The sequence below is a fragment of the Nonomuraea sp. B10E15 genome, assembly GCF_039871615.1.
Classification (GTDB): domain Bacteria; phylum Actinomycetota; class Actinomycetes; order Streptosporangiales; family Streptosporangiaceae; genus Nonomuraea.
The window spans coordinates 1-25,126 of the sequence record NZ_JBDPMB010000017.1 but is presented as its reverse complement, the minus strand read 5'-3'; the positions used below and the strand labels follow the sequence as shown (position 1 = coordinate 25,126).

The 25,126-nt window shown below is 71.2% G+C and carries 28 protein-coding genes; 11 read left to right on the top strand and 17 right to left on the bottom strand.

What is annotated here, in order from left to right:
- Positions 1-18: 18 nt before the first annotated feature.
- The 3 genes from ABGB14_RS34935 to ABGB14_RS34925 form a co-directional block, all read right to left on the bottom strand.
- Positions 19-618, bottom strand: a complete 600-nt coding sequence (locus tag ABGB14_RS34935) for a TetR/AcrR family transcriptional regulator (protein ID WP_347648120.1) — start codon at positions 616-618, stop codon at positions 19-21.
- Between the two features lie 88 nt (positions 619-706).
- A complete protein-coding gene (locus tag ABGB14_RS34930; RefSeq protein WP_347648119.1) occupies positions 707-1,603 on the bottom strand; it encodes an RNA polymerase sigma-70 factor in 897 nt (298 codons plus the stop codon).
- Between the two features lie 182 nt (positions 1,604-1,785).
- A complete protein-coding gene (locus tag ABGB14_RS34925) occupies positions 1,786-3,117 on the bottom strand; it encodes a serine hydrolase domain-containing protein (protein ID WP_347648118.1) in 1,332 nt (443 codons plus the stop codon).
- Positions 3,118-3,368: 251 nt separating this feature from the next.
- Between ABGB14_RS34925 and ABGB14_RS34920 the strand changes: the two genes are divergently transcribed.
- A complete protein-coding gene (locus ABGB14_RS34920) occupies positions 3,369-4,151 on the top strand; it encodes a BTAD domain-containing putative transcriptional regulator (protein WP_347648117.1) in 783 nt (260 codons plus the stop codon).
- 93 nt (positions 4,152-4,244) lie between these two features.
- On the top strand, positions 4,245-4,703 hold the full coding sequence (locus ABGB14_RS34915) for a hypothetical protein (protein ID WP_347648116.1): 459 nt from the start codon (positions 4,245-4,247) through the stop codon (positions 4,701-4,703).
- Between the two features lie 224 nt (positions 4,704-4,927).
- Here the strand turns inward: ABGB14_RS34915 and ABGB14_RS34910 are convergent, their stop codons facing one another.
- The gene (locus tag ABGB14_RS34910) at positions 4,928-5,503 is read right to left on the bottom strand and encodes a DUF4091 domain-containing protein (protein WP_347648115.1); all 576 of its coding nucleotides are present in this window, start codon (positions 5,501-5,503) and stop codon (positions 4,928-4,930) included.
- A 1,064-nt stretch (positions 5,504-6,567) separates the two neighbouring features.
- Between ABGB14_RS34910 and ABGB14_RS34905 the strand changes: the two genes are divergently transcribed.
- The 4 genes from ABGB14_RS34905 (at position 6,568) to ABGB14_RS34890 (ending at position 11,417) form a co-directional block, all read left to right on the top strand.
- On the top strand, positions 6,568-8,736 hold the full coding sequence (locus tag ABGB14_RS34905; protein WP_347648114.1) for an ATP-dependent RecD-like DNA helicase: 2,169 nt from the start codon (positions 6,568-6,570) through the stop codon (positions 8,734-8,736).
- A gap of 128 nt (positions 8,737-8,864) precedes the next feature.
- Positions 8,865-10,055: an Ig-like domain-containing protein gene (locus tag ABGB14_RS34900; RefSeq protein ID WP_347648113.1), complete on the top strand. Its 1,191-nt coding sequence runs from the start codon at positions 8,865-8,867 to the stop codon at positions 10,053-10,055.
- Positions 10,056-10,060: 5 nt separating this feature from the next.
- Positions 10,061-10,561: a GNAT family N-acetyltransferase gene (locus ABGB14_RS34895; protein WP_347648112.1), complete on the top strand. Its 501-nt coding sequence runs from the start codon at positions 10,061-10,063 to the stop codon at positions 10,559-10,561.
- A 91-nt stretch (positions 10,562-10,652) separates the two neighbouring features.
- Complete coding sequence (locus ABGB14_RS34890) at positions 10,653-11,417, top strand: nucleotidyltransferase family protein (protein ID WP_347648111.1); 765 nt, start codon at positions 10,653-10,655, stop codon at positions 11,415-11,417.
- Positions 11,418-11,557: 140 nt separating this feature from the next.
- On the opposite strand, the gene ABGB14_RS34885 is transcribed toward ABGB14_RS34890, so the two are convergent.
- The 6 genes from ABGB14_RS34885 to ABGB14_RS34860 all read right to left on the bottom strand — a co-directional run bounded on the left by ABGB14_RS34885 (position 11,558) and on the right by ABGB14_RS34860 (position 15,262).
- A complete protein-coding gene (locus tag ABGB14_RS34885) occupies positions 11,558-12,319 on the bottom strand; it encodes an ABC transporter permease (RefSeq protein ID WP_347648110.1) in 762 nt (253 codons plus the stop codon).
- A gap of 9 nt (positions 12,320-12,328) precedes the next feature.
- A complete protein-coding gene (locus tag ABGB14_RS34880) occupies positions 12,329-13,093 on the bottom strand; it encodes an ATP-binding cassette domain-containing protein (protein WP_347648109.1) in 765 nt (254 codons plus the stop codon).
- Positions 13,093-13,506, bottom strand: a complete 414-nt coding sequence (locus ABGB14_RS34875; protein WP_347648108.1) for a DUF1048 domain-containing protein — start codon at positions 13,504-13,506, stop codon at positions 13,093-13,095. Before ABGB14_RS34875 ends, ABGB14_RS34880 begins: the two co-directional genes overlap by 1 nt.
- Entirely contained in the window at positions 13,503-13,685 is a 183-nt protein-coding gene (locus tag ABGB14_RS34870; protein WP_347648107.1) for a hypothetical protein, read from the bottom strand. Before ABGB14_RS34870 ends, ABGB14_RS34875 begins: the two co-directional genes overlap by 4 nt.
- Before the next feature lie 336 nt (positions 13,686-14,021).
- Entirely contained in the window at positions 14,022-14,375 is a 354-nt protein-coding gene (locus ABGB14_RS34865) for a hypothetical protein (protein WP_347648106.1), read from the bottom strand.
- 209 nt (positions 14,376-14,584) lie between these two features.
- Complete coding sequence (locus tag ABGB14_RS34860; protein WP_347648105.1) at positions 14,585-15,262, bottom strand: alpha/beta fold hydrolase; 678 nt, start codon at positions 15,260-15,262, stop codon at positions 14,585-14,587.
- Between ABGB14_RS34860 and ABGB14_RS34855 the strand changes: the two genes are divergently transcribed.
- Entirely contained in the window at positions 15,209-15,367 is a 159-nt protein-coding gene (locus ABGB14_RS34855; RefSeq protein WP_347648298.1) for a hypothetical protein, read from the top strand. The genes ABGB14_RS34860 and ABGB14_RS34855 overlap by 54 nt on opposite strands.
- A gap of 318 nt (positions 15,368-15,685) precedes the next feature.
- Here ABGB14_RS34855 and ABGB14_RS34850 read toward each other — a convergent pair whose 3' ends face one another.
- From ABGB14_RS34850 to ABGB14_RS34835, 4 genes are all read right to left on the bottom strand, one after another.
- Positions 15,686-15,994 carry a DUF1048 domain-containing protein gene (locus tag ABGB14_RS34850; RefSeq protein WP_347648104.1) on the bottom strand — a complete coding sequence of 103 codons (309 nt, stop codon included), beginning with the start codon at positions 15,992-15,994 and terminating at the stop codon, positions 15,686-15,688.
- 1 nt (position 15,995) lies between these two features.
- Positions 15,996-16,352: a DUF1048 domain-containing protein gene (locus tag ABGB14_RS34845; RefSeq protein ID WP_347648103.1), complete on the bottom strand. Its 357-nt coding sequence runs from the start codon at positions 16,350-16,352 to the stop codon at positions 15,996-15,998.
- Complete coding sequence (locus ABGB14_RS34840; RefSeq protein ID WP_347648102.1) at positions 16,349-16,675, bottom strand: PadR family transcriptional regulator; 327 nt, start codon at positions 16,673-16,675, stop codon at positions 16,349-16,351. Before ABGB14_RS34840 ends, ABGB14_RS34845 begins: the two co-directional genes overlap by 4 nt.
- A 393-nt stretch (positions 16,676-17,068) precedes the next feature.
- Positions 17,069-17,914: an NAD(P)H-binding protein gene (locus tag ABGB14_RS34835; protein ID WP_347648101.1), complete on the bottom strand. Its 846-nt coding sequence runs from the start codon at positions 17,912-17,914 to the stop codon at positions 17,069-17,071.
- A gap of 80 nt (positions 17,915-17,994) precedes the next feature.
- Between ABGB14_RS34835 and ABGB14_RS34830 the strand changes: the two genes are divergently transcribed.
- On the top strand, positions 17,995-18,978 hold the full coding sequence (locus ABGB14_RS34830; protein ID WP_347648100.1) for an AraC family transcriptional regulator: 984 nt from the start codon (positions 17,995-17,997) through the stop codon (positions 18,976-18,978).
- Between the two features lie 173 nt (positions 18,979-19,151).
- On the opposite strand, the gene ABGB14_RS34825 is transcribed toward ABGB14_RS34830, so the two are convergent.
- A complete protein-coding gene (locus ABGB14_RS34825; protein WP_347648099.1) occupies positions 19,152-20,669 on the bottom strand; it encodes an alpha/beta hydrolase in 1,518 nt (505 codons plus the stop codon).
- A 176-nt stretch (positions 20,670-20,845) separates the two neighbouring features.
- Between ABGB14_RS34825 and ABGB14_RS34820 the strand changes: the two genes are divergently transcribed.
- Both ABGB14_RS34820 and ABGB14_RS34815 read left to right on the top strand, forming a co-directional pair.
- The gene (locus ABGB14_RS34820; RefSeq protein ID WP_347648098.1) at positions 20,846-22,087 is read left to right on the top strand and encodes a sensor domain-containing protein; all 1,242 of its coding nucleotides are present in this window, start codon (positions 20,846-20,848) and stop codon (positions 22,085-22,087) included.
- A complete protein-coding gene (locus ABGB14_RS34815) occupies positions 22,039-22,689 on the top strand; it encodes a response regulator transcription factor (RefSeq protein ID WP_347648097.1) in 651 nt (216 codons plus the stop codon). Before ABGB14_RS34820 ends, ABGB14_RS34815 begins: the two co-directional genes overlap by 49 nt.
- 63 nt (positions 22,690-22,752) lie before the next feature.
- Here the strand turns inward: ABGB14_RS34815 and ABGB14_RS34810 are convergent, their stop codons facing one another.
- Positions 22,753-23,481, bottom strand: coding sequence for a phytanoyl-CoA dioxygenase family protein (locus ABGB14_RS34810; RefSeq protein ID WP_347648096.1), 729 nt, complete (start codon positions 23,479-23,481; stop codon positions 22,753-22,755).
- A 51-nt stretch (positions 23,482-23,532) separates the two neighbouring features.
- Positions 23,533-24,486: a radical SAM protein gene (locus ABGB14_RS34805; RefSeq protein ID WP_347648095.1), complete on the bottom strand. Its 954-nt coding sequence runs from the start codon at positions 24,484-24,486 to the stop codon at positions 23,533-23,535.
- 193 nt (positions 24,487-24,679) lie between these two features.
- Between ABGB14_RS34805 and ABGB14_RS34800 the strand changes: the two genes are divergently transcribed.
- On the top strand, positions 24,680-25,003 hold the full coding sequence (locus ABGB14_RS34800; RefSeq protein ID WP_347648094.1) for a multidrug efflux SMR transporter: 324 nt from the start codon (positions 24,680-24,682) through the stop codon (positions 25,001-25,003).
- Positions 25,004-25,126 lie beyond the last annotated feature (123 nt).

The following is a 25,126-nucleotide window of genomic DNA, read 5'->3' as shown; positions in this document are numbered from 1 at the left end:
GGCCGAGCCGGTCGCGGGTCAGTCGCGCAGGTCGGGGAGGGAGTCGAGCCAGTCGGTCAGCCGCCGGCCCTCGCGGGTCATGACGCCGGGCTCGCGCAGCGCGTTGGCCAGCAGCGACATGCCCTGGTAGGCGCTGACCAGCGTCAGCGCGAGCCCGTCGGGGTCGGGCAGCGCGAGCTGCCGGAACTGGCGTCCGGCCCAGTCGAGCAGCAGCCGGATGACCTTGCCGGTCTCCTCGTGGAGGCCGCCCTCCTCGCGTTTGCCCAGCTCGGCGGCGAGGGTGCCGGTGGGGCAGCCGTAGCGGGCGGCGAGCTCGCGCTCGCCGACCCAGGCCTCGACGAGGCCTTTGAGCCGCTGCCTGGGGTCGGGGATGCGGTCGAGGCGGGTGGTGAGGGTCCGCAGCGCGTGGGCGTGCTCGGTGAGTGCGGCCGCGACGAGGTCGTCCTTGGTCTTGAAGTAGTAGTAGACGTTGCCCACGGGAACGTCGGCGGCGCGGGCGATGTCGGCGATGGTGGTGCGCTCGACGCCCTGCTGGTGCACGACCCGGGCGGCGGCGGCCGTCAGCCGCTGCCGTTTGGCGGTCGCCGTCGTGGCCCGCGAACCCTTCGAGTCAGCCATCTGACTCACTATAGGCCCGGCCACGCCGCCCTTGCCGGAGTGGCCCGCATCGCCCGGCCCTGGCGCCCGCGGGGCCGGGCGGCGCGGCTCATGCGGCCACCGCGGCGAGCTTCGACGGGTTCATCATCCACAACACCCGGTCGATGCCGTCGGAGGTGACGCTCACCGTGACGACGGCGACCACCCGCCCCTCGTGGGACAGCCGGACCGAGGCGTGCCCGTCGGCCTCGACCGGCTCCACCGTCACGCCTTGCCAGAACGTGCCGGCGAACGCGTGCACGTACCTGGCCACGCGGTGGCGGCCGACGACCGGGAACTTCGAGGCGCGCACGGCGCCGCCGCCGTCGGAGTAGGAGACGACGTCCTCGGCGAGGAGCGCCTCGAGCCCGGCGATCTCCCCTGACCGGGCTGCCGCCACGAACGCGGTCAGCAGCCGCCGCTGCTCGGAGGCGGCGACGCTGGCGCGCCGCCCCGCGGCCAGGTGCTTGCGCGCGCGGCTGACCAGCTGGCGCACGTTCGCCGGGGTGTGCCCGATGATCTCGGCGATCCGCTCGTAGGAGTGGTCGAATGCCTCGCGCAGCACGTACGACGCGCGTTCGGTGGGCGTGAGCCGCTCCAGCAGCATCAGCACCGCGACTTCCAGGGCCTCGGCGCGCTCGGCGCCCAGCGCCGGGTCGGCGCTGGTGTCGACGGGCTCGGGCAGCCACGGGCCGACGTAGGTCTCGCGGCGTGCCCGTGCCGATCGCCGCACGTTGATCGCCAGCCGGGTGGTCGTGGTGGCGAGGAACGCCTCGGCGTTGCGCACGTTGCGCCGGTCGCTCGTCTGCCATCGGATCCACACCTCCTGGAGCAGGTCGTCGGCCTCGCTGACGCTGCCCAGCATGCGGTACGCGATCCCGAACAGGCGCCCGCGTACCGCCTGGAACGCCTGCTCGGCCTCTCGCAGGCTGCCGGAGCCTGCCGCCAGGTCTTCGTTCGACTGCATCGTTGCCGGTCCTCGCTACTCGACGAGCTCTTCCTGCCGGGGAGAGCTCCCGCATCAGCGCGGCGATCTCCCCGGACACCGGGGGGAGGGTTCCGCCCCACCTGCCCAGGACCGGGCCGAACATGGTTGACCCGGCGCCGCGGCGCCGGGCGACCGCCAGAGGAGCGGCCGTCCGGCTGGGGTCAGGCGTGCCAGCCGGTCACGCCCCCCGGCACCGGCGCGCCGGGGTCGTAGGGGTCGCGGGTGAAGATGAAGGTGTTGAGGTCGAGGTGGTCGGCCGCCACCCGCAGCGTCTCCCCGGCGTAGTAGCCGTCCAGGCCCAGCCACGTGCCGTCGTCCTGCGGCACGAACCGGGAGGCCCGCCCGCCGCCGCCGACCGGTTCCAGCGACAGCCCGCGCTCGGGCAGCAGCCGCAGCGCGTACGGTTTCGGCCCCCAGTGCCACAACCCGGTCAGCTCCAGCAGGTGGGGGTCGGCGGCGGCCGGCTGCCATTCGTCGGGCAGCCGCGGTTCGTACTCCTCCAGGATGTCCAGCAGGTCGGTGGCGAGCCTGCCGCTGAGCCCGGAAGTGGTGTTGGCCATGAACAGCACCCCCGCGCCGGCCGCGGGGTCGGCCCACACGGTGGCCAGGAAGCCGGGCATCGACCCGGTGTGGCCGGCCAGGCGGCGGCCGCCGGGCCTGGCCAGCTGCAGGCCGAGCCCGAACCCGCCGGTCCAGGTGTCGCCGTCGTCGACGCCGGCCGGCTCGCGCATCTCGGCGAGGGTGCCGGGGCACAGCACGCCCGCGGTGTCGCCGCCGAGGAAGGCCGCCCAGCGGGCCAGGTCGTGCGGGGTGGACCACAGTTGTCCCGCGGGGCCCATGGCGTCGGCGTCGTGTTCGGGTTCGGCCAGCACCACGTCGGCCCACGGGTGCACGGCGTAGCCGGTGGCGTGGGGGGCGCGGGGCCGGGCGGTGGTGTCGTGCATGCCGAGCGGGTCGAGTACCTCGGCGCGTACGGCCTTGAGCCACGTGGTGCCGCGCAGGCGGGCGACGAGCTCGCCGAGCAGCGCGAAGCCGAGGTTGGAGTAGTGGAAACGCCGGCCTGGCCGGTGTTTGAGCTCGCCAGGCCCGAGACGGTCCAGCAACTCGGCTGCGGGCACGCCGGGGGTGCGCTCCCACCAGTCGGTGGGCGGCTCCGCGGTCAGACCGGCGGTGTGCGACAGCAGCTGGGCGATCGTCAGGTGCCCCAGTGGCGCGCCGGGCAGGTGTTCGTCCAGCGGGTCGGTCAGCCGTAGCGTGCCTTCGTCGCGCAGCCGCATGACGACGACGGCGACCATGCTCTTGGTGATCGATCCGAGCCGGTACTGGGTGGCGGCGGTCGGTGCGGCGCCGTCGACGCGACCGCGCCCGCCGAACCACGCCGTCGCGCCGTCGCGCACGATCGCGGCCGTCAGCGACGGCACCCTGCATTCGGCCTGTTCGACGGCGAGCCTGCGCAGCAGCGCACGTGCCGTCCTGTGTCCCACCTGCGTCATGGGCGACAAGATTAGCCGCCACGCGGGGGCCGGGTCGGGCCCTTTCCTCCTGACCGTCCGTCCGGGCCCGCCACGCGGGAGCGCGCCCGCGCCTCCGGACGCCGGAGGGCGCCGACGTTGCCGAAATTTCGTGACGGCACCGACGATTTTCTACCGGTTCGGTGCTATCGCCGCAGGTAGGGTGTGCAGCAGACCGATGGTCTGGGTCCCCCACGGATGAGTCTGATCCCGCACAGTGAAGGGGACCGGAGATGGCGGACAGCGGCTCGCGGGCCGTCCTTCTCGTGCTTCTCGGTGGTTTCCGGCTGATGGCCGGTGAGGAGCAGATCGTGCTGTCCAGCGGATCGGAGCGCCTGCTGGCGTACCTGGCGCTCAGCAGGAACACGGTGACCCGGTCGGTGATGGCGGCGGCGCTGTGGCCGGGGGTGCCGGAGCGGCGGGCGCAGGCCAGCCTGCGTTCCGCTCTGGCCCGCCTGGACGGGGACGGCCGGCGGCTGCTGCGCGTCGACTCGAGCGGCCTCGGACTGTGCCCGGAGGTCGGAGTGGACCTCGACGAGGCCAGGTCCCTGGCGCGGCGCCTGCTGGACCCGCTGGAGCCCCCGCAGGACGGCGACGTGTGCGCCGGCTCGATCGAGGCGCTGTCGGACGGCCTGCTGCCCGGCTGGTACGACGAATGGGTGCTGGCCGCCTCGGACGAATGGCACCAGTTGCGCCTGCACGCGCTGGAGGCGTTGTCGGGCTGGTTCCTGCAGGCGGGGCGCTTCGCCGAGGCGGTGGCTGCCGCGGGCGTGGCCGTCCACGCCGAACCGCTGCGGGAAAGCGCTTGCGCCGCCTTGATGGACGCGCACCTGGCCGAGGGTAACCAGGCTGATGCACTCCGTCACTTCCAGGCGTTCGAGCGAAATCTGCGCGACGAACTCGGCATCACGCCGACGCCCCGCTTGCGCGAGCGGGTCGCGGGTCTGCTCACGGAGCGCCTTCCTCCCATGCGGGCGCCGTCACGCCCCGGTCACGCCCGCATGACGGGCCGGTGACAAGGCATTCGCCACGCTGTCGGAAGACGCCGGACCACGGCGACGGCATCGACCGTCACGCCGGGCCCGGCGACCGCAGAAAAAGGGGGAAGCATGAAGCGCTCCAAGGCAGGCGTGCTGCTGCTCAGTCCAGCGCTCATCGCCGCACTGGCCGTCGACCCGGCCGTTGCCTCGGACACCTCTGCCGTGTCCATCGCCCAGAACCTCACCGCGACGACCTCCACCACCATGCACAGTGCCACCGAAGAACTCGCCCAGCCGCCGCGGCGCAGGGCCAAGAGGCGGCGCTACAACGCGGGCCGCAGGGACGGCTTCGCCGAGGGCCGCGCGGACTGCCGCGCCGGCCGGGACCACGACCTGCAGATGTCCGGCAGCGGCGCCTTCCGGCGCGGCTTCCGGGACGGCTACAACGAGGGCTTCAGCAGCTGCACCCGTCCGAAGCCCACGCAGAGCCCGACCACTCCCGCCCCCGGCGGCGGCGGCGCTCCGGGCGGCGGCGCTCCGGGCGGCGGCGGCGCTCCCGGCGGCGGCGGCGCTCCCGGCGGTCAGTGACAGGGTGACCGAGGGGCCTCGCCCCGCGCGCGAGGGGTGAGGCGCCGCGGCCACGACCCGGACGTCACCAGGGCTCCGTCCCGGCAGCGGGACGGAGCCCTCCTTCGTGCCGTGCCCGTGCCTGTGTCCGTCCCCGGTGACGGGACTCCCCGCGACCAGCCGAGCCAGCCGGGCCATGTCCTGACCGTTGAGCCCGAGCTGGTTGCGGAACGTGCGTCGGCTCGTCATCGCTGCGCGCCTTCGGGTCGGAGCCGTGTGGTGACCTTGATCGCGTCCGTCCGCCAGTCGCGGTAGGCGGCGGGCACCCAGACGTACTCGTAGGTGTCGGTGACGACGTCCTTCGCGCCGGCCAGCCGCCTCGCCTTCGCCGGCAGGGCCGGGTCGGTGCCGGTCGGGGCGCCGTCGATCGCCTCGCGCAGCGACTCCAGGAGGTTGTAGTCCTCCAGGCCGTCGCGCACGTTCTCCAGCCGGATCGACGGGATCGGTCCGTCGCGGCCGGGATAGAGCAGCGATCCGTCGCCCGCGTAGGTGTTCCACGTGCGCGGGTCCCAGGTGCTGAGCGGGCCGTCGTCCAGGATCGGATGGCCGTACCAGCGGTCGACCCGGTAGTAGAGGAACCCGTCGACGCCGGCCTGGTGAGCCATCGGGCCGAGCAGCGTGCGCAGCTGGCCGGGGTCGTAGCCGACGAACATGTTCGGTGTCGGATTCACGTTGCCCGCGTGGAGGTACCACCACGCCTCGCGTCCCTGGGCGTGACGTTCGGCGGTGGTCTGCGGGTCGTACCAGGGAACGTCGCGCACCCACCAGTCGATGTACTGAGATCAGGTGTCCACCGAACCCGGGCCAACTCCACGAGGGCCCTTATGGGGAAGTGCCATTGTGTACAGATCGCCGGTTGAAGTTCGGCTCCTCACCGGAGCCTGCAGGCTGACGTCGATCTCCCCATCCTAGGTAGGCCACGCGTAAACTCCTCTCGGAGCCCTGAAGCCGTGGTAGCCGTCGTAGCCGTACGTTCCTGCCCCGACCTCGATGTAAGACGCGCTAGTGGTGTCGATCGAGCACTTGACCCATTTTCCGTAGCCGGCGCCGTTGCGGCACACAACCCTATGGGTGGAGCCGTGGACGTGTACGACCATCTCACCCACCGCGGACCGACTGTCCGGCGCACCGTCGCCGACGTAGACGGCAGACTTCGTGGCGCAGGCTCGGGCGGCACGATTCGTCAGATCCCATGTGCAGTGCCGCGTGTCGTTGAAGTTGGGCGTTGTCGCAACGTACGTCCCCCACTCCCCGCGGATCCAGGGCTCATAGGCGGCCCCGGCAGGCGTGGCCACGCTGGCAGTGCCCACGGCAACAAGCGCAGCCGTGGCCGCCAGCCTTAGCAGCGATCTCATATTTGCCTTTCCCTACGTCCTTGGATGTGTTGCGTCTGGGTCCCCCGAGGCAACCATGGGGCCGTCATAATCCCGTCATAACTGCCGTCCCCGTTTCTGATGGGGACGGGCGGACAGACGCCGTCTGACATAGGTGTAGCCCGCTCGGATCCGTGTCATGAGCCCCGAAATGGAGAGTCACAGGCCGCAGCGGGTGACGGTGCCACCCAACTCGGGGTTTCGGTCCGGGCGTCCGAGGATGAGTCGGGCGCTCGTCCTCGCCGCCGCGCTCCGCGACCGAGGAGGAGGTGATGTGAAGCCCCGGCGGGACGCCATCAAGGCCCGGAGAGGGAAGAAGTGCTCACGCGTTCATGATGATTCGAGGGCTCAGCGGCTCGGGGCAGGTGCCGGGAGATGTTGATCTGCCCTAATCTCATCGTGTGGGAAGGCCGGACGCAGGTGCAGAAAATAACGTTACCGAACTGTGCGCAGTGCTTGAACGCGTCACCTACGCCGATGAGACCAGCGGCTACACGATCGCCCGGGTGGCGACCGAGCGTTCCGGCTCCGATCTGCTGACTGTCGTCGGCCCGCTGCTGGGTGCGCAGGTGGGCGAGTCGCTGCGGCTGCGGGGCCGCTGGACCTCCCATCCCCGCTACGGCCGCCAGTTCGAGGTGTGGTCCTACACCACGGTGCTGCCGGCCACCGTGCAGGGCATCCGCCGCTATCTCGGCTCCGGACTGATCAAGGGCATCGGCCCGAAGATGGCCGAGCGGATCGTCGACCATTTCGGCGTCGACACGCTGGAGGTCATCGAGCGGGAGCCGGGGCGCCTGGCCGAGGTGCCGGGGCTGGGCCCCAAGCGGACGAAGATGATCGCCGCCGCCTGGGAGGAACAGAAGATCATCAAAGAGGTGATGATCTTCCTGCAGGGTGTCGGCGTGTCCACCTCGATCGCGGTGCGCATCTTCAAGCAGTACGGCGAGTCGTCCATCTCCGTCGTCAGGACGCAGCCGTACAAACTGGCCGACGACGTGTGGGGGATCGGGTTCAAGACGGCCGACACCATCGCCCAGGCGGTGGGCATCCCGCACGACAGCCCCGAGCGGGTCATGGCCGGGCTGCGCTACACCCTGTCGCAGGCCGCCGACGACGGCCACTGCTACCTGCCGGCCCCCAACCTGGTGGGCGACGCGGTCAAGATCCTGGAGGTGCCCGCCGACCTGGTGTCCGCCTGCCTGGAGGAGCTGGTGGCGGCCGAGGGCGTGGTGCGCGAGCCGATCCCCGCGGGCGACAACGTGGTGCCGGCCGTCTACCTGCCGCCCTTCCAGCGGGCGGAGTTGTCGCTGGCCTCCGGCCTGCGGGGGCTGCTGGGCAACGGCCACGACCGGCTCAAGGCGTTCGCCGACGTCGACTGGGAGCGGGCCGAGCAGTGGCTGCGCGGCCAGACGGGCGCCGAGCTGGCGGCCGAGCAGCGCCAGGCGGTGCGCCTGGCGCTGACGGAGAAGGTCGCGGTGCTGACCGGCGGGCCTGGCTGCGGCAAGAGCTTCACCGTGCGCTCGATCGTGCTGCTGGCCAGGGCGAAGCGGGCCCGGGTGATCCTGGCCGCGCCGACGGGCCGGGCCGCCAAGCGCCTGGCGGAGCTGACCGGCCACGAGGCCACCACGGTGCACCGGCTGCTGCAGCTGCGCCCGGGCGGCGAGGCCACCTTCGACCGCGACAACCCGCTGGACGCCGATCTCGTCGTGGTCGACGAGGCGTCGATGCTGGATCTGCTGCTGGCCAACAAGCTCGTCAAGGCGGTCGCCCCGGGCGCGCACCTGTTGTTCGTCGGCGACGTCGACCAGCTGCCCTCGGTCGGCGCCGGAGAGGTGCTCAAGGACCTGCTGGCCGCCGAGGACGTGCCGCGCGTGCGGCTGACGCAGATCTTCCGCCAGGCCCAGGAGTCCGGCGTCGTGGTCAACGCCCACCGGGTCAACACCGGTCACCATCCGGTCCTGGAAGGCATGGGGGACTTCTTCCTGTTCCCGTGCGAGGAGCCGGAGGAGATCGCGGCGCTGACGGTCGACGTGGTCGCCCGCCGCATCCCACGCCGTTTCCGGCTCGATCCCCGCCGCGACGTGCAGGTGCTGGCGCCGATGCACCGCGGCGCGGCCGGGGCGGGCGCGCTCAACACGGCCTTGCAGGAGGCGCTGACCCCGGCCCGGGAGGGCATGCCGGAGCGCCGCTACGGCGGCCGTGTCTTCCGCGTCGGCGACAAGGTCACCCAGCTGCGCAACAACTACGACAAGGGCGCGGCCGGGGTGTTCAACGGCACGGTCGGCATCGTCACCGACATCCGTCCCGACGAGCACAAGCTGACCGTCCTGACCGACGAGGACGAGGCGGTCGACTACGCCTTCGACGAGCTGGACGAGCTGGCCCACGCCTACGCCGTCTCCATCCACCGCTCGCAGGGCAGCGAATATCCCGCGGTCGTCATCCCGCTGGCCACCAGCGCCTGGATGATGTTGCAGCGCAACCTGCTCTACACCGCCATCACGCGCGCCAAGAAACTCGTCGTGATCGTCGGCTCGCGCCGGGCTCTGGCCCAGGCCGTGCGCACCAGAGGGGCGGGACGCCGGCACACCGGCCTCACCCACCGCCTCGCAACGCGCTGACCTGCGGGAGATCACCCGCGCAGAAGTGATTGAAATGTGACCGAACTCTCCTAAATCATTCGTCGTCTCACTTGCAGGAGCATTATGGTTTTTGGGGTGCCTTGGTGCCCTTATGGGAAAGGATCGTCTTGAACGCTGCGCCTGCTTGGAGGAAGCCCGCCACCGCGTTCGCGCTGCTCACTGCGGCGGCGCTGACGGCCTCATGCTCCGGTGGCGCACCCTCGGGAACCCCTGACGCGCCCGAGGCCACCACCTCGGCCACCCCGCAGGCGCCCACCATCAAGATCACTCCCGCTGAGGGCAGCGCCAAGGTCAGCCCGGAGAAGAGAATCACCGTCGCGGCCTCCGGCGGCGCCCTGGAGGACGTCACCGTCGAGGGCGACGACGAGCCGGTCCAGGGCCGCTTCAACGCGGACAGGACCCGGTGGATCTCCAAGACCCCGCTCAAGCCGTCCACCGACTACACGGTCACCGCCAAGGCCGGCGCCACCTCCTCCACCAGCGGCTTCACCACCGCCAAGCCCGAGCGAGCGCTGCAGGTCGTCGACGTCACCCCCAACGCCAAGGGCGAGACCCTCGGCGTCGGCGCGCCCATCATCGTGACGTTCAACCAGCCCGTCACCAGCAAGGCCGCCATCGAGCGCGCCCTCGATGTGGAGGCGGAGAAGCCCGTCGACGGCGCCTGGCGCTGGGTCGCCGACAACAAGGTCATCTACCGCACCGCCAAGTACTGGCCGGCCCACCAGACGGTGAAGTTCCACGCCGACATCACCGGCATCAAGGGCGGCAAGGGCCTCTACGGCGTCAAGGACTACACCGCGAACCTCAAGATCGGCGCCAAGCAGATCAGCAAGGTCGACGTCGCCAAGCACATGATGTACGTCTACAAGGACGGCAAGCGCGTCAAGACCATGCGCATCAGCGCCGGCAAGGCCACCACCCGCGAGTACACCACCACCTCCGGCGTGCACCTGACCATGGAACGTGCGAACCCCGTCCGCATGATCTCCCCGGGCCGCAAGAAGGGCGACCCCGAGTACTACGACGTCATGATCGACCACGCGGTGCGGATCTCCAACTCCGGCGAGTACGTCCACGCCAAGAACAACGTCTGGGCCCAGGGCAGGCAGAACGTCAGCCACGGCTGCATCAACGCCCGCCCCGACCAGGCCAAATGGTTCTTCGACAACGTCCAGCGCGGAGACGTCGTCGACGTCAAGGGCACCGACCGCGACCTAGAATGGAACAACGGCTGGGGCTACTGGCAGCTGTCGTTCTCCAAGTGGAAGAAGGGCAGCGCCCTGAAGGAGAAGACCTGACCTCCATGCACATCCGCAAAGGCGACGGCGGCGACGTCCCCGCCGTGCTGGCCATGTTCGACAGCGCCGTGGCCTGGCTGGTCTCACAGGGCCGCACCGGCCAGTGGGGCAGCCGCCCGTTCACCGGCGACGACAAACGCGCCCAGCAGATCGCCGGCTGGGCCGAAGGCGGCGGCATGCGCATCGCCGAGGTCGCCGGCCGGCCCGCCGGCTGCCTGGTCGTCGGCGCCCCCCACGACTACGTCACCCCCGCCGCCGAGAGCGAGCTGTACGTCCAGTGCCTGGTCATCGACCAGGCCTTCGCCGGGCAGGGCGTCGGCCGGGCCCTGCTCGATCACGCCTACGAGCGGGCCCGCGAGCTCGGCGTGAGCCTGCTGCGCGTCGACTGCTACGCCGGCGACGACGGCCGCCTGGTCGCCTACTACGAAAGTTGCGGCTTCACCCGCACGGCCCCCTTCACCGTGGGGGAGTGGCCGGGCATGCTCCTGCAGCGCCGCGTCACCTGAACCCGCGACCTCCCCTGCCGGGCCGTGACCGCGCGGCGGCTGCGGGCCGAACCCGGCGACCGGCCGCCCCGAGCCCTCCTGGATTGCCGACATGACCATCGACGATCTCATCCCGTCCGCCGGGGAGTCGCCGCCCGCCTCGCGGCCGACTCAGGCCGTGATCCTCGCCGGCGGGCAGGGCTCACGCCTGCGCCCCTACACCGACACCCGGCCCAAGCCGATGGTCGAGATTCCCGGCACCGGCCTGCCCATCATCGGCCACCAGCTGGAATGGCTGGCGGCCGAGGGAGTGAGCGACGTCGTCATCTCCTGCGGCTACCTGGCCGAGGTGGTGCTCGGCTGGCTCGGCACGGTGTCCCTGCCCCTCAAGGTCATCCCGGTGGTCGAGACGGAGGCGCTCGGACGTGGGGGCGGCCTGAAGTTCGCCGCCGCCTCGCTGCCGCGCCCCGGCGAGCCGTGGTACGCCACCAACGGCGACATCTGGACCCGCTTCGGCCTGCGCGCCATGGCGGCCTTCCATCACGAGCGCGACGCCCACGCCACGCTCGCCCTGGCCCGCCCACGGCTGCCGTGGGGCACCGTCGACGTCGACCGGTTCGGCAACGTCCTCGACTTCGTCGAGGCACCGCCCTCGCCCTGTCCGGTCAACGCCGGCGTCTACGTCTTCTCCGCCGCGTTCGCCTCGATGCTGCCGGACAGGGGCGACCACGAGCGCAGCACCTTCCCGCACCTGGCCCGCCGGCGCCGCCTGGCGGGCTACGAGTTGCCGCAAGGGGTGTACTGGCGCGCCATCGACACGGCCAAGGACCTGAACGAGGCCGCCGAGGAACTGGCCGCCTTCCGCTCCCGGTCGTGACGGCCGGTGCGCGCTGACCGCTGCAACCACGTCCACGCGATGCCGTGAAGCAGTTCTCCTGTCAGGCCGCCACCGGCGCGCCGGAGGCGGCCTGACAGGGGACGGGGGTCGAGGGATCATGACATGCGCGATGGACTCGCCTAGGAGATCTTGCGGCGGTACGTGCTCATGGCGATGCCGTACGCGACGGTGAGGATGCCGGCGCACCAGGCGAGGGCGATCCAGATGTCGGTGCCGACCGGCTGCCCGGTGAACAGGGCGCGGATGGCGTTGACGATGGAGGTCACCGGCTGGTGTTCGGCGAAGACGCGCAGCGGGCCGGGCATGGTGTCGGTGGGCACGAAGGCCGAGCTGAGGAAGGGCAGGAAGATGAGCGGGTAGGAGAACGCGCTCGCGCCTTCCATGGTCTTGGCGGACAGGCCGGGGATGACGGCGATCCAGGTCAACGCCAAGGTGAACAGGATCAGGATGCCCGCCACCGACAGCCACGCCAGCACTCCCGCCGAGGAGCGGAAGCCCATCAGCAGGGCCACGAGCATGACGACTACGAGGGAGATCAGATTGGCGACCAGCGAGGTCAGCACGTGCGCCCACAACACCGACGACCGCGCGGTCGGCATGGACTGGAAGCGCTCGAAGATGCCGCCCTTCATGTCCATGAACAGCCGGTACGCGGTGTAGGCGATGCCGGAGGCCACCGTGATGAGCAGGATGCCGGGCAGCATGTAGTTCACATACGAGTCCGACCCTGTTCTGATCGCGCCGCCGAACACGTAGACGAACATCAGCATCATGGCGATCGGCATGATCGCGGTGGTGATGATGGTGTCGGGGCTGCGCGTGATGTGACGCAAGGAGCGTCCCAGCAGGACGGTCGTGTCGGTGAAGAAGTGCTTGCTCATCGTTGTTCCTCAGGCCTTCGTGCCGACGAGGGTGAGGAAGACGTCCTCGAGGGTCGGCTGCTTCTCGACGTATTCGACTTTGGCGGGCGGGAGCAGTTGCTTGAGCTCGGCCAGGGTGCCGTTGACGATGATCCGGCCCTCGTGGAGGATCGCGATCCGGTCGGCGAGCTGTTCGGCCTCGTCCAGGTACTGCGTGGTGAGCAGCACCGTGGTGCCGCGGCCGGCGAGTTCCTTGACGGCCTGCCAGACCTCGATGCGGGCCTGGGGGTCGAGGCCCGTGGTCGGCTCGTCGAGGAAGATGACGGGCGGGTTCCCGATGAGGCTCATCGCGATGTCCAGGCGGCGGCGCATGCCGCCGGAGTACGTCGCGACCTTCCGTCCGCCCGCGTCGGTGAGGGAGAAGCGGGCGAGCAGCTCATCCGCGATAGCGCCCGCGTCCTTGAGATGCCGCAGCCGGGCGACCAGCACGAGGTTCTCCCGCCCGCTGAGGATCTCGTCCACTGCGGCGAACTGCCCCGTGAGGCTGATCGACGCGCGTACGTCCGCGGCCTGGGCGGCGACGTCGAAGCCGTTCACCCGTGCCGTCCCCGCGTCGGCCTTGAGCAGCGTGGAAAGGATCTTCACGGCCGTGGTCTTGCCCGCCCCATTGGAGCCGAGCAGGGCGAAGATGCTGCCCCGCGCCACGGTGAAGTCCACGCCGCGCAGCACCCGCAGCTCCTTGTACGACTTCTCCAGGCCCTGCACCTGGATCGCCGCAGCTTGCTGTGTCGTCATCAGTCCGTCCTGTCCTTCGTCGTGGAGTTCTCGCCGGCGGCTCGCTCGACGGCGCTGGCGAGGCGGTTGCGCTCCCGGTTCCTGTACTGGCCGAGGGGGTAGTTGGCCACGAACGCCTCGACGAACTCCACCGGGTCCTCGCCGAAGATGTCGCGGATGGGGGTGCCGTCCGCCGCGGCCTGCTCGAACAGCTCGGCAAGGTCGTCGTACATCGCCATCGCCCCGGCGCCGTCGACCGGCCCGAAGTGCATCAGGTACCGCTCCAGCGCTTCGACCGCGATGCGGTAGTTCTCGGGAAGCTGCTTGATACGTGCCTTGTACCGCCGGTAGCGCTTCTTCTCCTCCAGCGATCCGGTGACTATCTCGAAGTACTGCTGGTAGCGGCTCTTCGGCTCGCTCGTTCCTGTCGTCATGTCTCCTTGCCTCCCGTGCGGAGCTGTTCGAGCCGGTCGGCCGGGAAGCCCCAGGTCCGCCAGAACTCGTCGATGTCGGAGAAGCGCTGGTCCCTCAGCACGCCGTGATCTCGTAGCCGTACGCGGGCCGGCCGGACAGGGGGCGCCAGGACGATGCCCTCCAGCGTTCCCTTGGGCATCTCCGTTTCGAGCCTGTCCCGGGGATGCCTTGCCGGCCGTGGACTACTCGGTGGTGCTTACTACCGGTACAAAGTATCACCGACTACCTGGACCGAGCAACACCGCATGGATGAGGTGCAGAGCGGAAGCTTGAGAGCGTGGGAGCGGACTGCGCCATCGCCGAACGGTTCATGGCATCCACCATCACCGAAAGCGCTGACACCGGACCGTTGCCGCGCTGACACGGCCGCCGACGCGACGTCGCCCGCAGGCCAGGGCAGGGTCCTGCAGGGCTCGCACGGGGTCGTTAGTGTACGTTCCCGTTTCGGCGCAGCCTTACGTAACGGTCCGATCGCTTATCGTTCGGCTTGTGGTGCTTGGGTTCTATGGTGCGGGCCATGCCGGTCGAGTTCCTTAGTGATCAGGACCTGGGCGGACGCCTGGCGGCCAACGCCGACGTGCGGGTGGACGGGCAGGGGAAGATCCACCACGAGCGACAAGGCGATCAAGGATCCGCCGTCGCTGATCGATCTGCGCAAGCGGGTGGCGGCCATGCTGCCCCGCATCGACATCGGGGACCAGGTCCTGGAGGTGATGGGCTGGGTGCCGCAGTTCCTTCCCTCGCTGACCGCCCTGTCCGGCGGGACGAGCCGGATGGCGGACCTGAACGTCACCGTGGCGGCCTGCCTGACCAGCCAAGCCCTCAACATCGGATACGGGCCGGTCCAGCCCCGGCGTACCCGCGCTGGACCGGCGCCGGATCGGGCACGCCGGCCGCACCTACCTGCGCGCCGCCGGTTTCACCGCGGCCAACCCGCACCTGGTCGAGGCCCAGGCCGCCATCGGCTTCGCCCGGGCGCTGGGTGGCGGGATGGTCGCCGCGATCGACGGCATGCGCTTCGTCGGTGCGGGGCTGTCGTCAGGTGCGGCTGTCGCGGAGGAAGTCGCGGATGAGGGCGCCCCACTGCTCGGGCTGCTCGACGAAGGGGAGATGCCCGGTGGGGATCTCGGCGTAGCGAGCCTCGGGGATGGCGTTGCTGAGCTGGCGGTGGTGGTGCGGGGTGACGAGCTGGTCGAGCGTGGTGGAGATGACGAGGGTCGGCACCCTGAGCGCCGTGAGATCAGCCCGTACGTCGACGTGGTTGATGAGCAGGTCGAGGTGCTCCGGCGCGCCCGGCGGGGTCGTGGCCGCGGTGGTCTTGATGGCCGTGTCGAGGTCGTCCTCGCTGACGGCGTCCAGGGCGGGGGCGCTGAGGCCGATGAGGGACAGGAAGCCGGCCAGGTGCTCCAGGTCGTTCGCGCGGAGCAGGTCGCGCCACATCCGGGCCGCGAGCAGGAACCGCGGGTTGGGGTGGGCGAAGCCCGCGGTGAGGACCAGAGCGGTCACGCGATCAGGGTGACGAGTGGCGGCCCGGATGGCGACCGGGCTGCCGAGCGAGTACCCGGCGATGGCGAAGGTCTCCACGCCCTCCTCCACGGCGGTGGCGACACCATCGCCCAGGTCCTGCCCTGCGTCCGCGACGACGGCCCGAACCTTGCGCCCGTGTGCTCCGACCTGGTAGCGCAATTGCGCAAAGAGCGCGAGCGCATCACCCACGCGATCAAAGACCTGCAGGCGTCACAAGGCATGCTCGACGCAGTCATTGCCGCCGGCCCGGCCGACGCCGCCCCAGCGATCCAGCAGCCGGTGTCAAAGGGCTGATGTCGACCGAGACCTGGTGGCATCGGCTCTCCGTTCTCATAGCCTCGATCATGTACCGAAACCCGGCTCGGTGACGGCTGTTTTTCAACGTTGATTCCGGTCGGGGCTTCGGACGCTTCCGAGAGGTCGACGGACACCCTCACAGCCAGGACACGAAGATCACCGTCGCCAGGCGTCACCCACCAGCCGATCCACCCCGAAACCATGATCACAGGTGGGCTGCGCCGAAACGGGAACGTACGCTTAACGACCCCGCGCGAGTCCTGTAGGACCCTGCCCCGGCCTGTGGGAAGGCGCTTACCGTACGGACCGGTTCCACTACAGGTCCACCCCCGACTCCTGATGAATATCCGCGCGGGCGCGCGAGTCCTTGATCAGGTCGTCGCAGAAGGCAGCGACATCGTTGCCGACGAGTTCCAGGACTCCCTTGCCGGTCGCGACGCCCTCCTCGAAGAAATCGATGATCCCCGAGAGCGAGGGCCCGTCAAGCAAGTCGATCGGTCCGGCCTTGAAGAGGTACCTCTGCATCTCCTTGTAGACGATCTGATAGTCCGGCGGGAGCGCCTTGACCCGCGCCATGTGCGCCCGCCACCGCCTCTTGCCCTCGATGACGTCTTGGATGCCCACGTCAGCCTCCTAGCCGGCCCACTTTCCTTGCGACGTTCCTGTTCAACTGCTCGCGCCACCGGTCGCGATAGCTGCGGGCCCTCTCTCCGCCGGCCAGCTCCGCGCAGAAGCCCTCGAAGTCGTCACCCAGCACCTGGCGCACGCTCCGCCCGCCGGACGCCGTCTCTTCGAGCAGCCCCAGGGCGCCGTCGAGAATCGGCATCAGGTTTCGACCTGTGAAGTCCGAGTAGGGAAAAAGATGGACCTTGATCTCTTCCCACGCCGCCCGGTAGTCGGCCGGCAATGCCTCGGCCCGGGCTTCGAACGCCTTCCATTCCCTGGTGAGATCGCTGCCCGTCATGGCCTCCCAGAGGTTCATCTCCCACCCTCCTTCAGCTTGTCGATCCGTGATGTGATGTACTCCCATTTCGCCCAGAACGTTGCGAGTCTTTCGCGTCCCGCGTCGTTGAGCGCGTAGAACTTGCGCGGCGGCCCCAGCCCGGACGGTCGTTTCGTGACCTGGACGAGCCCGTTCTTCTCCAGCCGCAGCAGGATGGTGTAAACCGTCCCCTCGACGACGTCGGCGAAGCCGAGTTCGTTCAGCCGACGCGTGATGGCGTACCCGTAGGTCTCCTCGCTACCGATGATTTCAAGCACGCATCCCTCAAGCGTGCCCTTCAGCATCTCCGTCAGGTCGTCCATCGCGGATCCTCTTCGGTTCTCCTGGTACATTGTGCCACCGAGTACCACTACATGGTACCAAAGAGTAGTGCCTTGGCAAGCGGCGAGCACCGACCACGGCAACGATTCTCGACCTGGTCGCCGCCGGCTGCACCACCATCGAGTCAGGGCGCTGCCGTCAGCACGCATCACGCTCTGCAGCGCCGCGACCGCGTCCCTCGCCGTACGGGTCATCGTGCAGAGGTGATCGGCGTGGCGGTGGCCTTGATCGTGATCTCTGCCCGGGTGGCGTCGCTCATCTGGGTGGGGGCGCGGTGGTGGAGGCCGGGCGGCGGCTCGGGAACCGGCGGTCGTCCAGGCCCGTGATGGCCCTGGATGGCCGCCGGTTCTGATGGGTCATCCCGGATGAGGAGGTCAGGCCGGCCAGCCACCTGCGGCGGCAGTGGACCTGGCGAATTCGGCGAAGGTCCGCGGTGGGCGGCCAAGGGCCCGCTGCACACCGTTGGAGACGTATTCGTCCTTGCCCGTCCTGAGGGGCTCGATGACGTCCGCGAAGCTTTCGGCGTCGGCAGGCGGCCATCCCTGCTGGACGAGTTCGGCGACGTAGCCCTGGACGGAGAGCGGCACGTACCGTACTTCGCGGCCGGTGGCCTCAGAGATCGTGGCGACCGCCTCGCCCAGCGTCACCGCTCGAGGGCCGGACAGCTCATAGATCTGGCCCGCGTGCCGGTCCTCGGTCAGCGCGGCGACCACCACCGCGGCGATGTCCTCGGCATCGACAAAGGCGGTCGCCCCGTCGCCGGCGGGGAGCCGCAGTTCACCGACACGGACGGCGTCGGCGAAGAAGCCCTCGCTGAAGTTCTGCGCGAACCAGCCCGGCCTGCTGATCGTCCACTCAAGTCCGCTCTCCCGCACGGCGGTCTCGCTGTCGAGGAGGCCCTCCAGGACGCCGCTGCTGTCCTGGGCGTAGCCGGGCATGTCGATCCCGCGCCCGGAGGCCAGTACGATTCGCCGCACCCCATGCCGCGCCGCCCGCTCGACGAACGGGCGGACGAGCTTGGTGCCGTCCAACTGCACGATGTAGATGGACCGCACGCCCTCCAGAGCGGCGTCCCAGGTGCCCCGGTCGGTCCAGTCGAAGACGTGCTCGCCGTTGCGGCCCGCCGCGCGAACCGGCAGGCCCCTGGCCCGCAGTTGGCTGACGACGCGGCGGCCGGACTTCCCCGTCGCACCGGTCACCAGGATCGGAAGTTCAGTCATGGCCCCAGCCAACCGGCTGCCGTCGGGACAGACCATGGCTGGATAGCTCACTTTGATGTCTGGGCGTCTACAGTGGGGGCGTGGACGCCGTGTCGCAGCTACTGGCAGAGGTACGCGCGCGCGGCGCCGTCTTCCGGCGGACCATCATGCGGCCGCCCTGGGCACTGCGGATGGCCGGCGGCGCCCCGCTGACCCTGGCCGTGATGCTGAACGGTCACGCCTGGATCGTTGTCGACCAGCACGAACCGGTCCCCATCGGCGTCGGCGACATCGCCGTCGTCCGCGGTGATGTGCCCTACACCGTGGCCGACGACCCCGCGTCCACACCCTCGCTGGTGGTGACCAGCGCCGACTACTGCCCGGGCGCCGAAGGCGTCGAGCACGCCTTCAGATCCGCCCGGACCTGCGGAACGCCATCCGACGAGGCCCCCGTGCTGGTCAGCGGTGCTTTCGAGCGCTGGGGAGATCTCAGTGACCGGCTGCTGCGGGCCCTGCCCGCTGTGCTGGTGGTGTCGACCGAGGGAGGCCCTTACCCATCGGCGGAGATGGTGGCCGAAGAGATCGCCCAAGACCGTCCGGGACAACAGCTGGTGCTGGACCGGCTACTGGACCTCATGCTGGTCTCCGCGCTGCGCACCTGGTTCGACAACCCCGACACCAACGCCCCGGCGTGGTGCCGCGCGCTGAACGATCCGGTCGCAGGCGCCGCGCTGCGACTGCTCCACGACGCCCCCGCCCACCCGTGGACGGTGGCGGACCTGGCCTCCAAGGTGGGGGTGTCGCGGGCGGCGCTCGCCCGGCGCTTCACCGCGCTGGTCGGCGAACCGCCGATGTCCTACCTCGCGAGCTGGCGGATCGCCCTGGCCGCCGACCTGCTGCGCGAGACAGACCACACGGTGGACACGATCGCAAGGAAGGTGGGCTACGCCAATGCCTTCGCACTGAGCGTGGCGTTCAAACGACTGCGCGGCACCCGCCCCAGCGACCACCGGAGCCCGATACCCGTGCCCCACACACCCGCCGGTCCAGCCCCAACCGTCCTGCCCCCGGGTCGCCGCGGCTGACGGCGCCGTAGTGACCTCGCCGGGACGAACCCCGACCACGGCGGATCCGCCGTCTGGACAGCAAGCCCCAACCGGTCCACCGGCCCTCCGGGTCCACGAACGCCGGGGCCGCCCCTGAACGAGGCAGCCGAGGAAGTGGCCGCCTTCCGCTCCCGGTCGTGACGCCCGGCCGGTCAGCGGATTTCAGGGCCGGCCGGACAGGACACGTCCTTGCCGGGCAGGGCGCCGCGGCCGATCCAGCCGGCGATGAGGGCGTCGGCGCAGCCGTTGCCGTTGCCGAGAATGCCGTGGTTCCATCCCTGCACGGTGACGAACGCCGCCCTCCTGCCGAAGGCGCGGCGGGTGGCCAGCGCCCCGCCGAGGTCGGAGATCCGGTCGCGGGTGTTGTTGAGCATGAGGATGTTGCGCGGGCCGCGGGGGCCGGCCTTGACCGGTTCGCCGGCGGGCCCGCCCGGCCAGAAGGCGCAGGCGTCGACGCCGGCGAACCCGCCCTGGGTGATGGGGTAGCGCCTGGCGTCGGCCCGGGTGTTGCGCCGGTACACCTCCAGCTCGCGCGGCCATGCGGTGTCGGAGCACCGTACGGCGAGGTAGGCGGAGACCTCCCCGTCGCCGCCTGCGGTGACGGCGTCGGTCAGCGCGCTCAGAAGCTCGTGGACCGCCTTCTCGCCGGGCGCTCCCGGGAGCCGGTCGAGATGCTGGAGCAGCCCGGCCAGGGCGGGGAATGTGGTGTCGGAGCGCAGCAGCGCGTACGCTGCCATGCGCAGCCGGCGGCCGTCGACCGTGAGGTCGACGACGCCCGCCGGGTCGGCGTCCAGGCGTCCGGCCAGCGCCAGGAAGCGGGCGCGGACGGCGGGGGCGTCCGCGCCGAGCGGCAGGCCCTGGCCGGCGGCCCAGGCGGCGAAGTCGTCGAAGCGGCGTTCGGTGGCCCGTCCGATCAGCCGGTTCTGGTGGTACCAGCCGTGCTGGCTGTCGACGTTGGAGTCCAGGGTGACGCGGTCGGTGTGCCGGGTGAACATCGTGGCGTAGGCGACGCCCAGGTAGGTGCCGTAGGAGTTGCCGTAGAAGGAGATCTTCTCCTCGCCCAGTGCCCTGCGCAGCAGGTCCATGTCCCTGGCGGTGTCGGCGGTGGTGATGTGCGCCGACACGGGCGCGGCGTTGCGCGCGCAGGAGGCGGCGATCGACTCGGCCATGGAGGCGTCGCCGGGCCGCGGGAACGGCACCTGGGCGTCGATGATCTGCTCGCCGGTCAGACCGCAGGAGATCGGGTTGCTCCTGCCGGTTCCGCGCGGGTCGAACCCGATCAGGTCGTACTGCGCGAAGGCCCGCTGCACGGCCGGAGGGCCCATGGCGGCGAAGGCGACCGTACTGGCCAGCCCGGGCACGCCCGGGCCGCCGGGGTTGGACAACATCACGCCCCGCCGTCCCGGCCCGGCGGCCGGCACGCGGGAGACGGCGATGGCGATCGTCCGCCCGCGCGGCCTGCCGTAGTCCAGGGGCACCCGCAGGGTGGCGCACCTGGCCTCGGCGGGCCAGCCGCCTGAGGGCGCGGAACCGGCGGGGCACGGCCCCCAGTCCCGGTCGCGGAGCAGCGGCCCGTCGGCGGCCCATGCTGCGGTGGCCGGCCCGTGCGTGGCCGGCAGGGAGACGGCCACGAGGGCCGAAACGGCGGTGATCGTGAGGCGTGCGCGCACGGGTGAACTCCTTCGTCGCTGGGATGGGACCCATCCTCACGACCGCCCGCACCGGCCACCACGGAGCTGAACCTCCTCCCGGCCGGGGCAGGGACCCCCACCGGGAGGGGGGTCCAGGTCTACTGCGCGGCCATGCGCGGGGCGCGACAATAGGCCCCGACGAAGGGAGACGAAGGATGTTCGTGCAGCGGTTGCGCGCCGACGCACGGCGCCGCACGGCCTCCGCGGGCCACCTCGCGCTCGGCCTCGCCGCAGGCGTCGCGGCGTTGTCGCTGACAGCACTTGTCCTGGCCGGGCTGGTGGCGCTGCCCGTGGCAGGTCTGGGCCTGCCCGTGCTGGCCGAAGGGCTGGCGCTGGTCCGGGTGCTGGCCGGGCTGCAGCGCGAACGGGCCGCGCGCGTGCTCGGCGCCGCCCACGGCGACCCGCTCCCCACCGTCAGGCCACCGTACGGTGGCGGGCTCGTCCGGCGGCTCGGCGCGCGCCTGCGCGACCCGCGCACGCGGCGCGAGCTGCGCTGGCTGCTCGCCTTCGGGCCGCTCGCCATCGCCACCGCGCTCCCGCCGGCGGGGCTGCTGCTCGCGGCCGCGGCGGTGATCAGCAAGCCGAAGGACCTGCCCGGCAAGGTGGCCGAGGCGTTCGTGGCCGCGCTCCTCCTCCTGACCGCGTGGCTCCTGCTGCCCTGGCTGAGCCGCCTGCAGGCGAAGGCGACCTGGCATCTGCTGATGCCATCCGACCGTGCGGAGCTGGCCGCGCGCGTGGCCCAGCTGACCGCCTCGCGGACGACCGCCGTCGACGTGCAGGCGGCCGAGCTTCGCCGCATCGAGCGCGACCTCCACGACGGCGCCCAAGCCCGGCTGGTCGCGCTCACGATGAGCCTGGGACTGGCCGAGCATTCCATCGCCGGCGACCCCGAGCACGCGCGCCGGCTCGTGGTGGAGGCGCGGGAGTCGGCGACCACCGCGCTGGCCGAGCTGCGGGATCTGGTCCGGGGCGTTCACCCGCCCGTACTCGCCGACCGGGGCCTGCCCGGCGCCCTCGAGGCCGCCGCGATGTTGTGCCCGGTGCCGGTGCGCACGCACCTCGGCGTGGCCGGGCGTCCCTCGCCGCCGGTGGAGTCGGCGATGTACTTCGCCGCCGTCGAAACGCTGGCCAACATCGCCAAGCACAGCTGCGCCGGCCGCGCCTGGATGCGCCTGACGTACGAGGAGGGCGTGCTGCGGCTCGTCGTCGGCGACGACGGCGCCGGCGGCGCTCGCCCCCGTCACGGCAGCGGCCTGGCCGGCATCCGTGAGCGCCTGTCCGTCTTCGACGGCGCCCTCGCCGTGCGCAGCCCTGCCGGCGGGCCCACCGAGATCATCATGGAGGTGCCGTGCGCGTTGTCGTCGCCGAAGACCACGCTCTGCTCAGAGACGGGCTGATCCGGCTGCTGGGCGCGCACGACTTCGACGTCGTCGACGCCGTGGCCACCGGGCCGCTGCTGCTGGACGCGCTGACCCGGCACCGGCCGGACATCGCCGTGGTCGACGTACGGCTGCCGCCCACCCTCACCGACGACGGCCTGCGCGCGGTCGTCCAGGCCCGCCGCACCCAGCCCGGCCTGCCGGTGCTGATCCTGTCGCAGTACGTCGAACAGCTCTACGCCAGAGAACTTCTCTCCAGCGGCAACGGGGTCGGCTACCTGCTCAAGGACCGCATCGGCAAGGTCGCCGAATTCGTCGACGCCGTACGGAGGGTGGCCGCGGGCGGCACCGCGATGGACGCCGAAGTGATCGCCCAGCTGCTCACCCGGCGCGGCCGCGACCAACCGCTCTCCGGGCTGACGGCGCGCGAACGCGAGGTGCTCGAGCTCATGGCCGAGGGACGCTCGAACGCCGCCATCGCCGGCAGGCTGTTCATCACCGAGAAGTCGGTCGGCAAGCACATCACGGCGATCTTCCTCAAGCTGGGACTCGCCCCTTCCGACGACGACAACCGGCGGGTGAGAGCCGTCCTGACCTACCTGCAGTCCGGCTCACGCTGAACCTCCCGCGTCCTCGCACCCGCCCGCCGGGGCGCTCCGGCGCGCACCCCCGCAGGCGGGCCGTCACGACCAGCCCGCGGCCCTGCCCAGCGGGGAGTCGTCGCCCGGGGCCAGCGGCCCGGCCAGGAACACCGGCGCCTGCGCCATGAACCGCGGCCGCTCACCCCGATGCTCCTGGGCGGCGTGCACCGTGAACGGATGCACGACGTACACGTCTCCCGGCAGGCCGGTGGCCAGTTCCACCGGCCGTTCCCGCCCCGCCGCGTCCAGCAGCGGCCCCAGCTCTGCCGGGTCGTGCACCCGCTCGTCCAGCAGGGCGGCCACGTCCCGCTGGCTGCCGGCCCGGACCCTGGTCGGCGCGTCGTCCGGCCCCACCTCCGACAACAGCACCAGCAGCAGCAGCGTCTGCGGACGCCCGCTCACCCCGTAGCCTCCGTCCGGCAGAACGGTGTTGGCGTCGATGTGCCAGCCGCGGTCATCGGCCGGCGCCACCCCCGGGAACCGCACCGGGATGTTGCCCGCGCTGCCGCGCGGCACCCACCTGCCGTGCCCCGCCACCGCGTCCAGCGCGGCGCGCAGCCGCTCACTGCCCATGATCTGCCCGAACGGCCCCTCACCGGTCAGGTCGGCGGTCCACACCACCGGCTTGGTCCACCCCGAAGGGTCGTCGGGAGACAGGCCGATGCGCTGCCACAGCAGCGCCCTGGCCGCGTCGCCCACCTCGCGCGGCACCACAGCCTCGACCTTGGCGAACCCGCGCTCGGCGAACGCCTCTCCATCGATGACATTCATGGCCGGCACGCTAGCAGCGCCGTCGAACCCTTTTTGCCGACGTCTCCGGGCTCACACGAGGGCGAGCTGCGCCGCCCTGGGCTCGAGCGGCCGCGGCGGCGGCGCCCCGCACGCCATCCCGTACACCTGGCACAGCCCGGCGATCTGCCCCGTGATGCGCTCCTCGTAGCCGGGGGAGGGCAGGCCCGCACGATCGTAGAGCTCCTCATAGCGCTCCACCAGGTGCGGATGCGCCCGTGCCAGCCACTGCGCATACCACGCCCGGGTGCCGGGCGGCAGCCGCAACACCACCGGCTCCACGGCCCGCGCGCCCGCCCCCGCGATGCGCCGCACCGTGGCCGTCAGCTGGTCGGCGGCGTCGCTGAGCAGCGGCAGCACCGGGGCCATCAGCACCCGGCAGTCCACGCCCGCCTCCACCAGCGCCGACACCAGCTCCAGCCGCGCCTGCGCGCCGGGCGCGCCCGGCTCGACCGCCCGCCGGATCCGCTCGTCGACGAACGCGATCGACACCGCAACCCGCGCCCCCGCCCGCGCCAGCAGCCCGGCGTCGCGCAGCACCAGCGCGCTTTTGGTGTAGACGGTGAACGGCACCCCCGCCCCTGCCAGCGCCGCGATCACGCCGGGCATCAGCCGGTAGGTCTCCTCGGCCGCCTGGTAGCAGTCGCCGCTGACCCCGACGGCCAGTTCCCGGCCGTCCCAGCGCGCCAGCTCCGCCCGCAACCGCGCCACCGCGTTGGGCTTGACCACGATGCGCGTGTCGAAATCGCCGCCCGCGTCCAGCCCCAGCCGCCGGTGCCCGCCACGGGCGCCGCACCCGAGACAGGCATGAGCGCAACCGCGGTAAGGGGACAGCGCCCACCTCTGGGCGATGCCCGCGGCCTGCGGCACCCGCTCGATCATCGTGCGGGCCTGCAGCTCGTAGAAGCCGCCGCGCACCACCGCGCGCCGCTCGATCAGCGGGCGATCGTCGGCGGCCTCAACCAGCGAAAGCGCGTCCCAAGCCACACCCCCCAGTGGAACACGCATTCGACTGCGTTTTCAAGCGGTTCCCGCACACCCGCCCGCTCCCCGCCGGGCGGACGCGCCGCGACGTGGGGCGCGCGCCACGCGTCGGCCGGCACCTCGCCCAGAGCCGCGCCACAACCCCCGGCCTAAAGTGGTACGCCCGCACCGCTCACCGTCTGGGGGATGACCACCCATGGCCTGGCTCCTGCTCGCCCTCGCCATCGTCTCCGAGGTCCTGGCCACCTCCGCGCTCAAACTCGGCAACGGCTTCACCCATCTCGGCTGGAGCGCCGTCGTGGCCGCCGGCTACATCGTCTCCTTCGTCCTGCTCGCCCAGGCGCTCAAACTCCACCTCGAGGTGGGCACCGCCTACGCCGTCTGGTCCGGCGCCGGCACCGCCGCCATCGCCCTGATCGGCGCCGTGTTCCTGGGGGAGACCCTCACCCCGCTCAAGATCGGCGGCATCCTGCTCATCATCGGCGGCGTCGTCGTCCTCAACCTCGCGGGCGCCCACTGACAGAGATGATGTAGGGGAGCACCTCCCGCCAGTCCTGACCCACCCTCTGACTGACCTCGGGTCTTCAACGGGATCTGTCGGTCTGAGCGGGAAGTGCTCGCCTGCACCCACCGGACGTGGCGT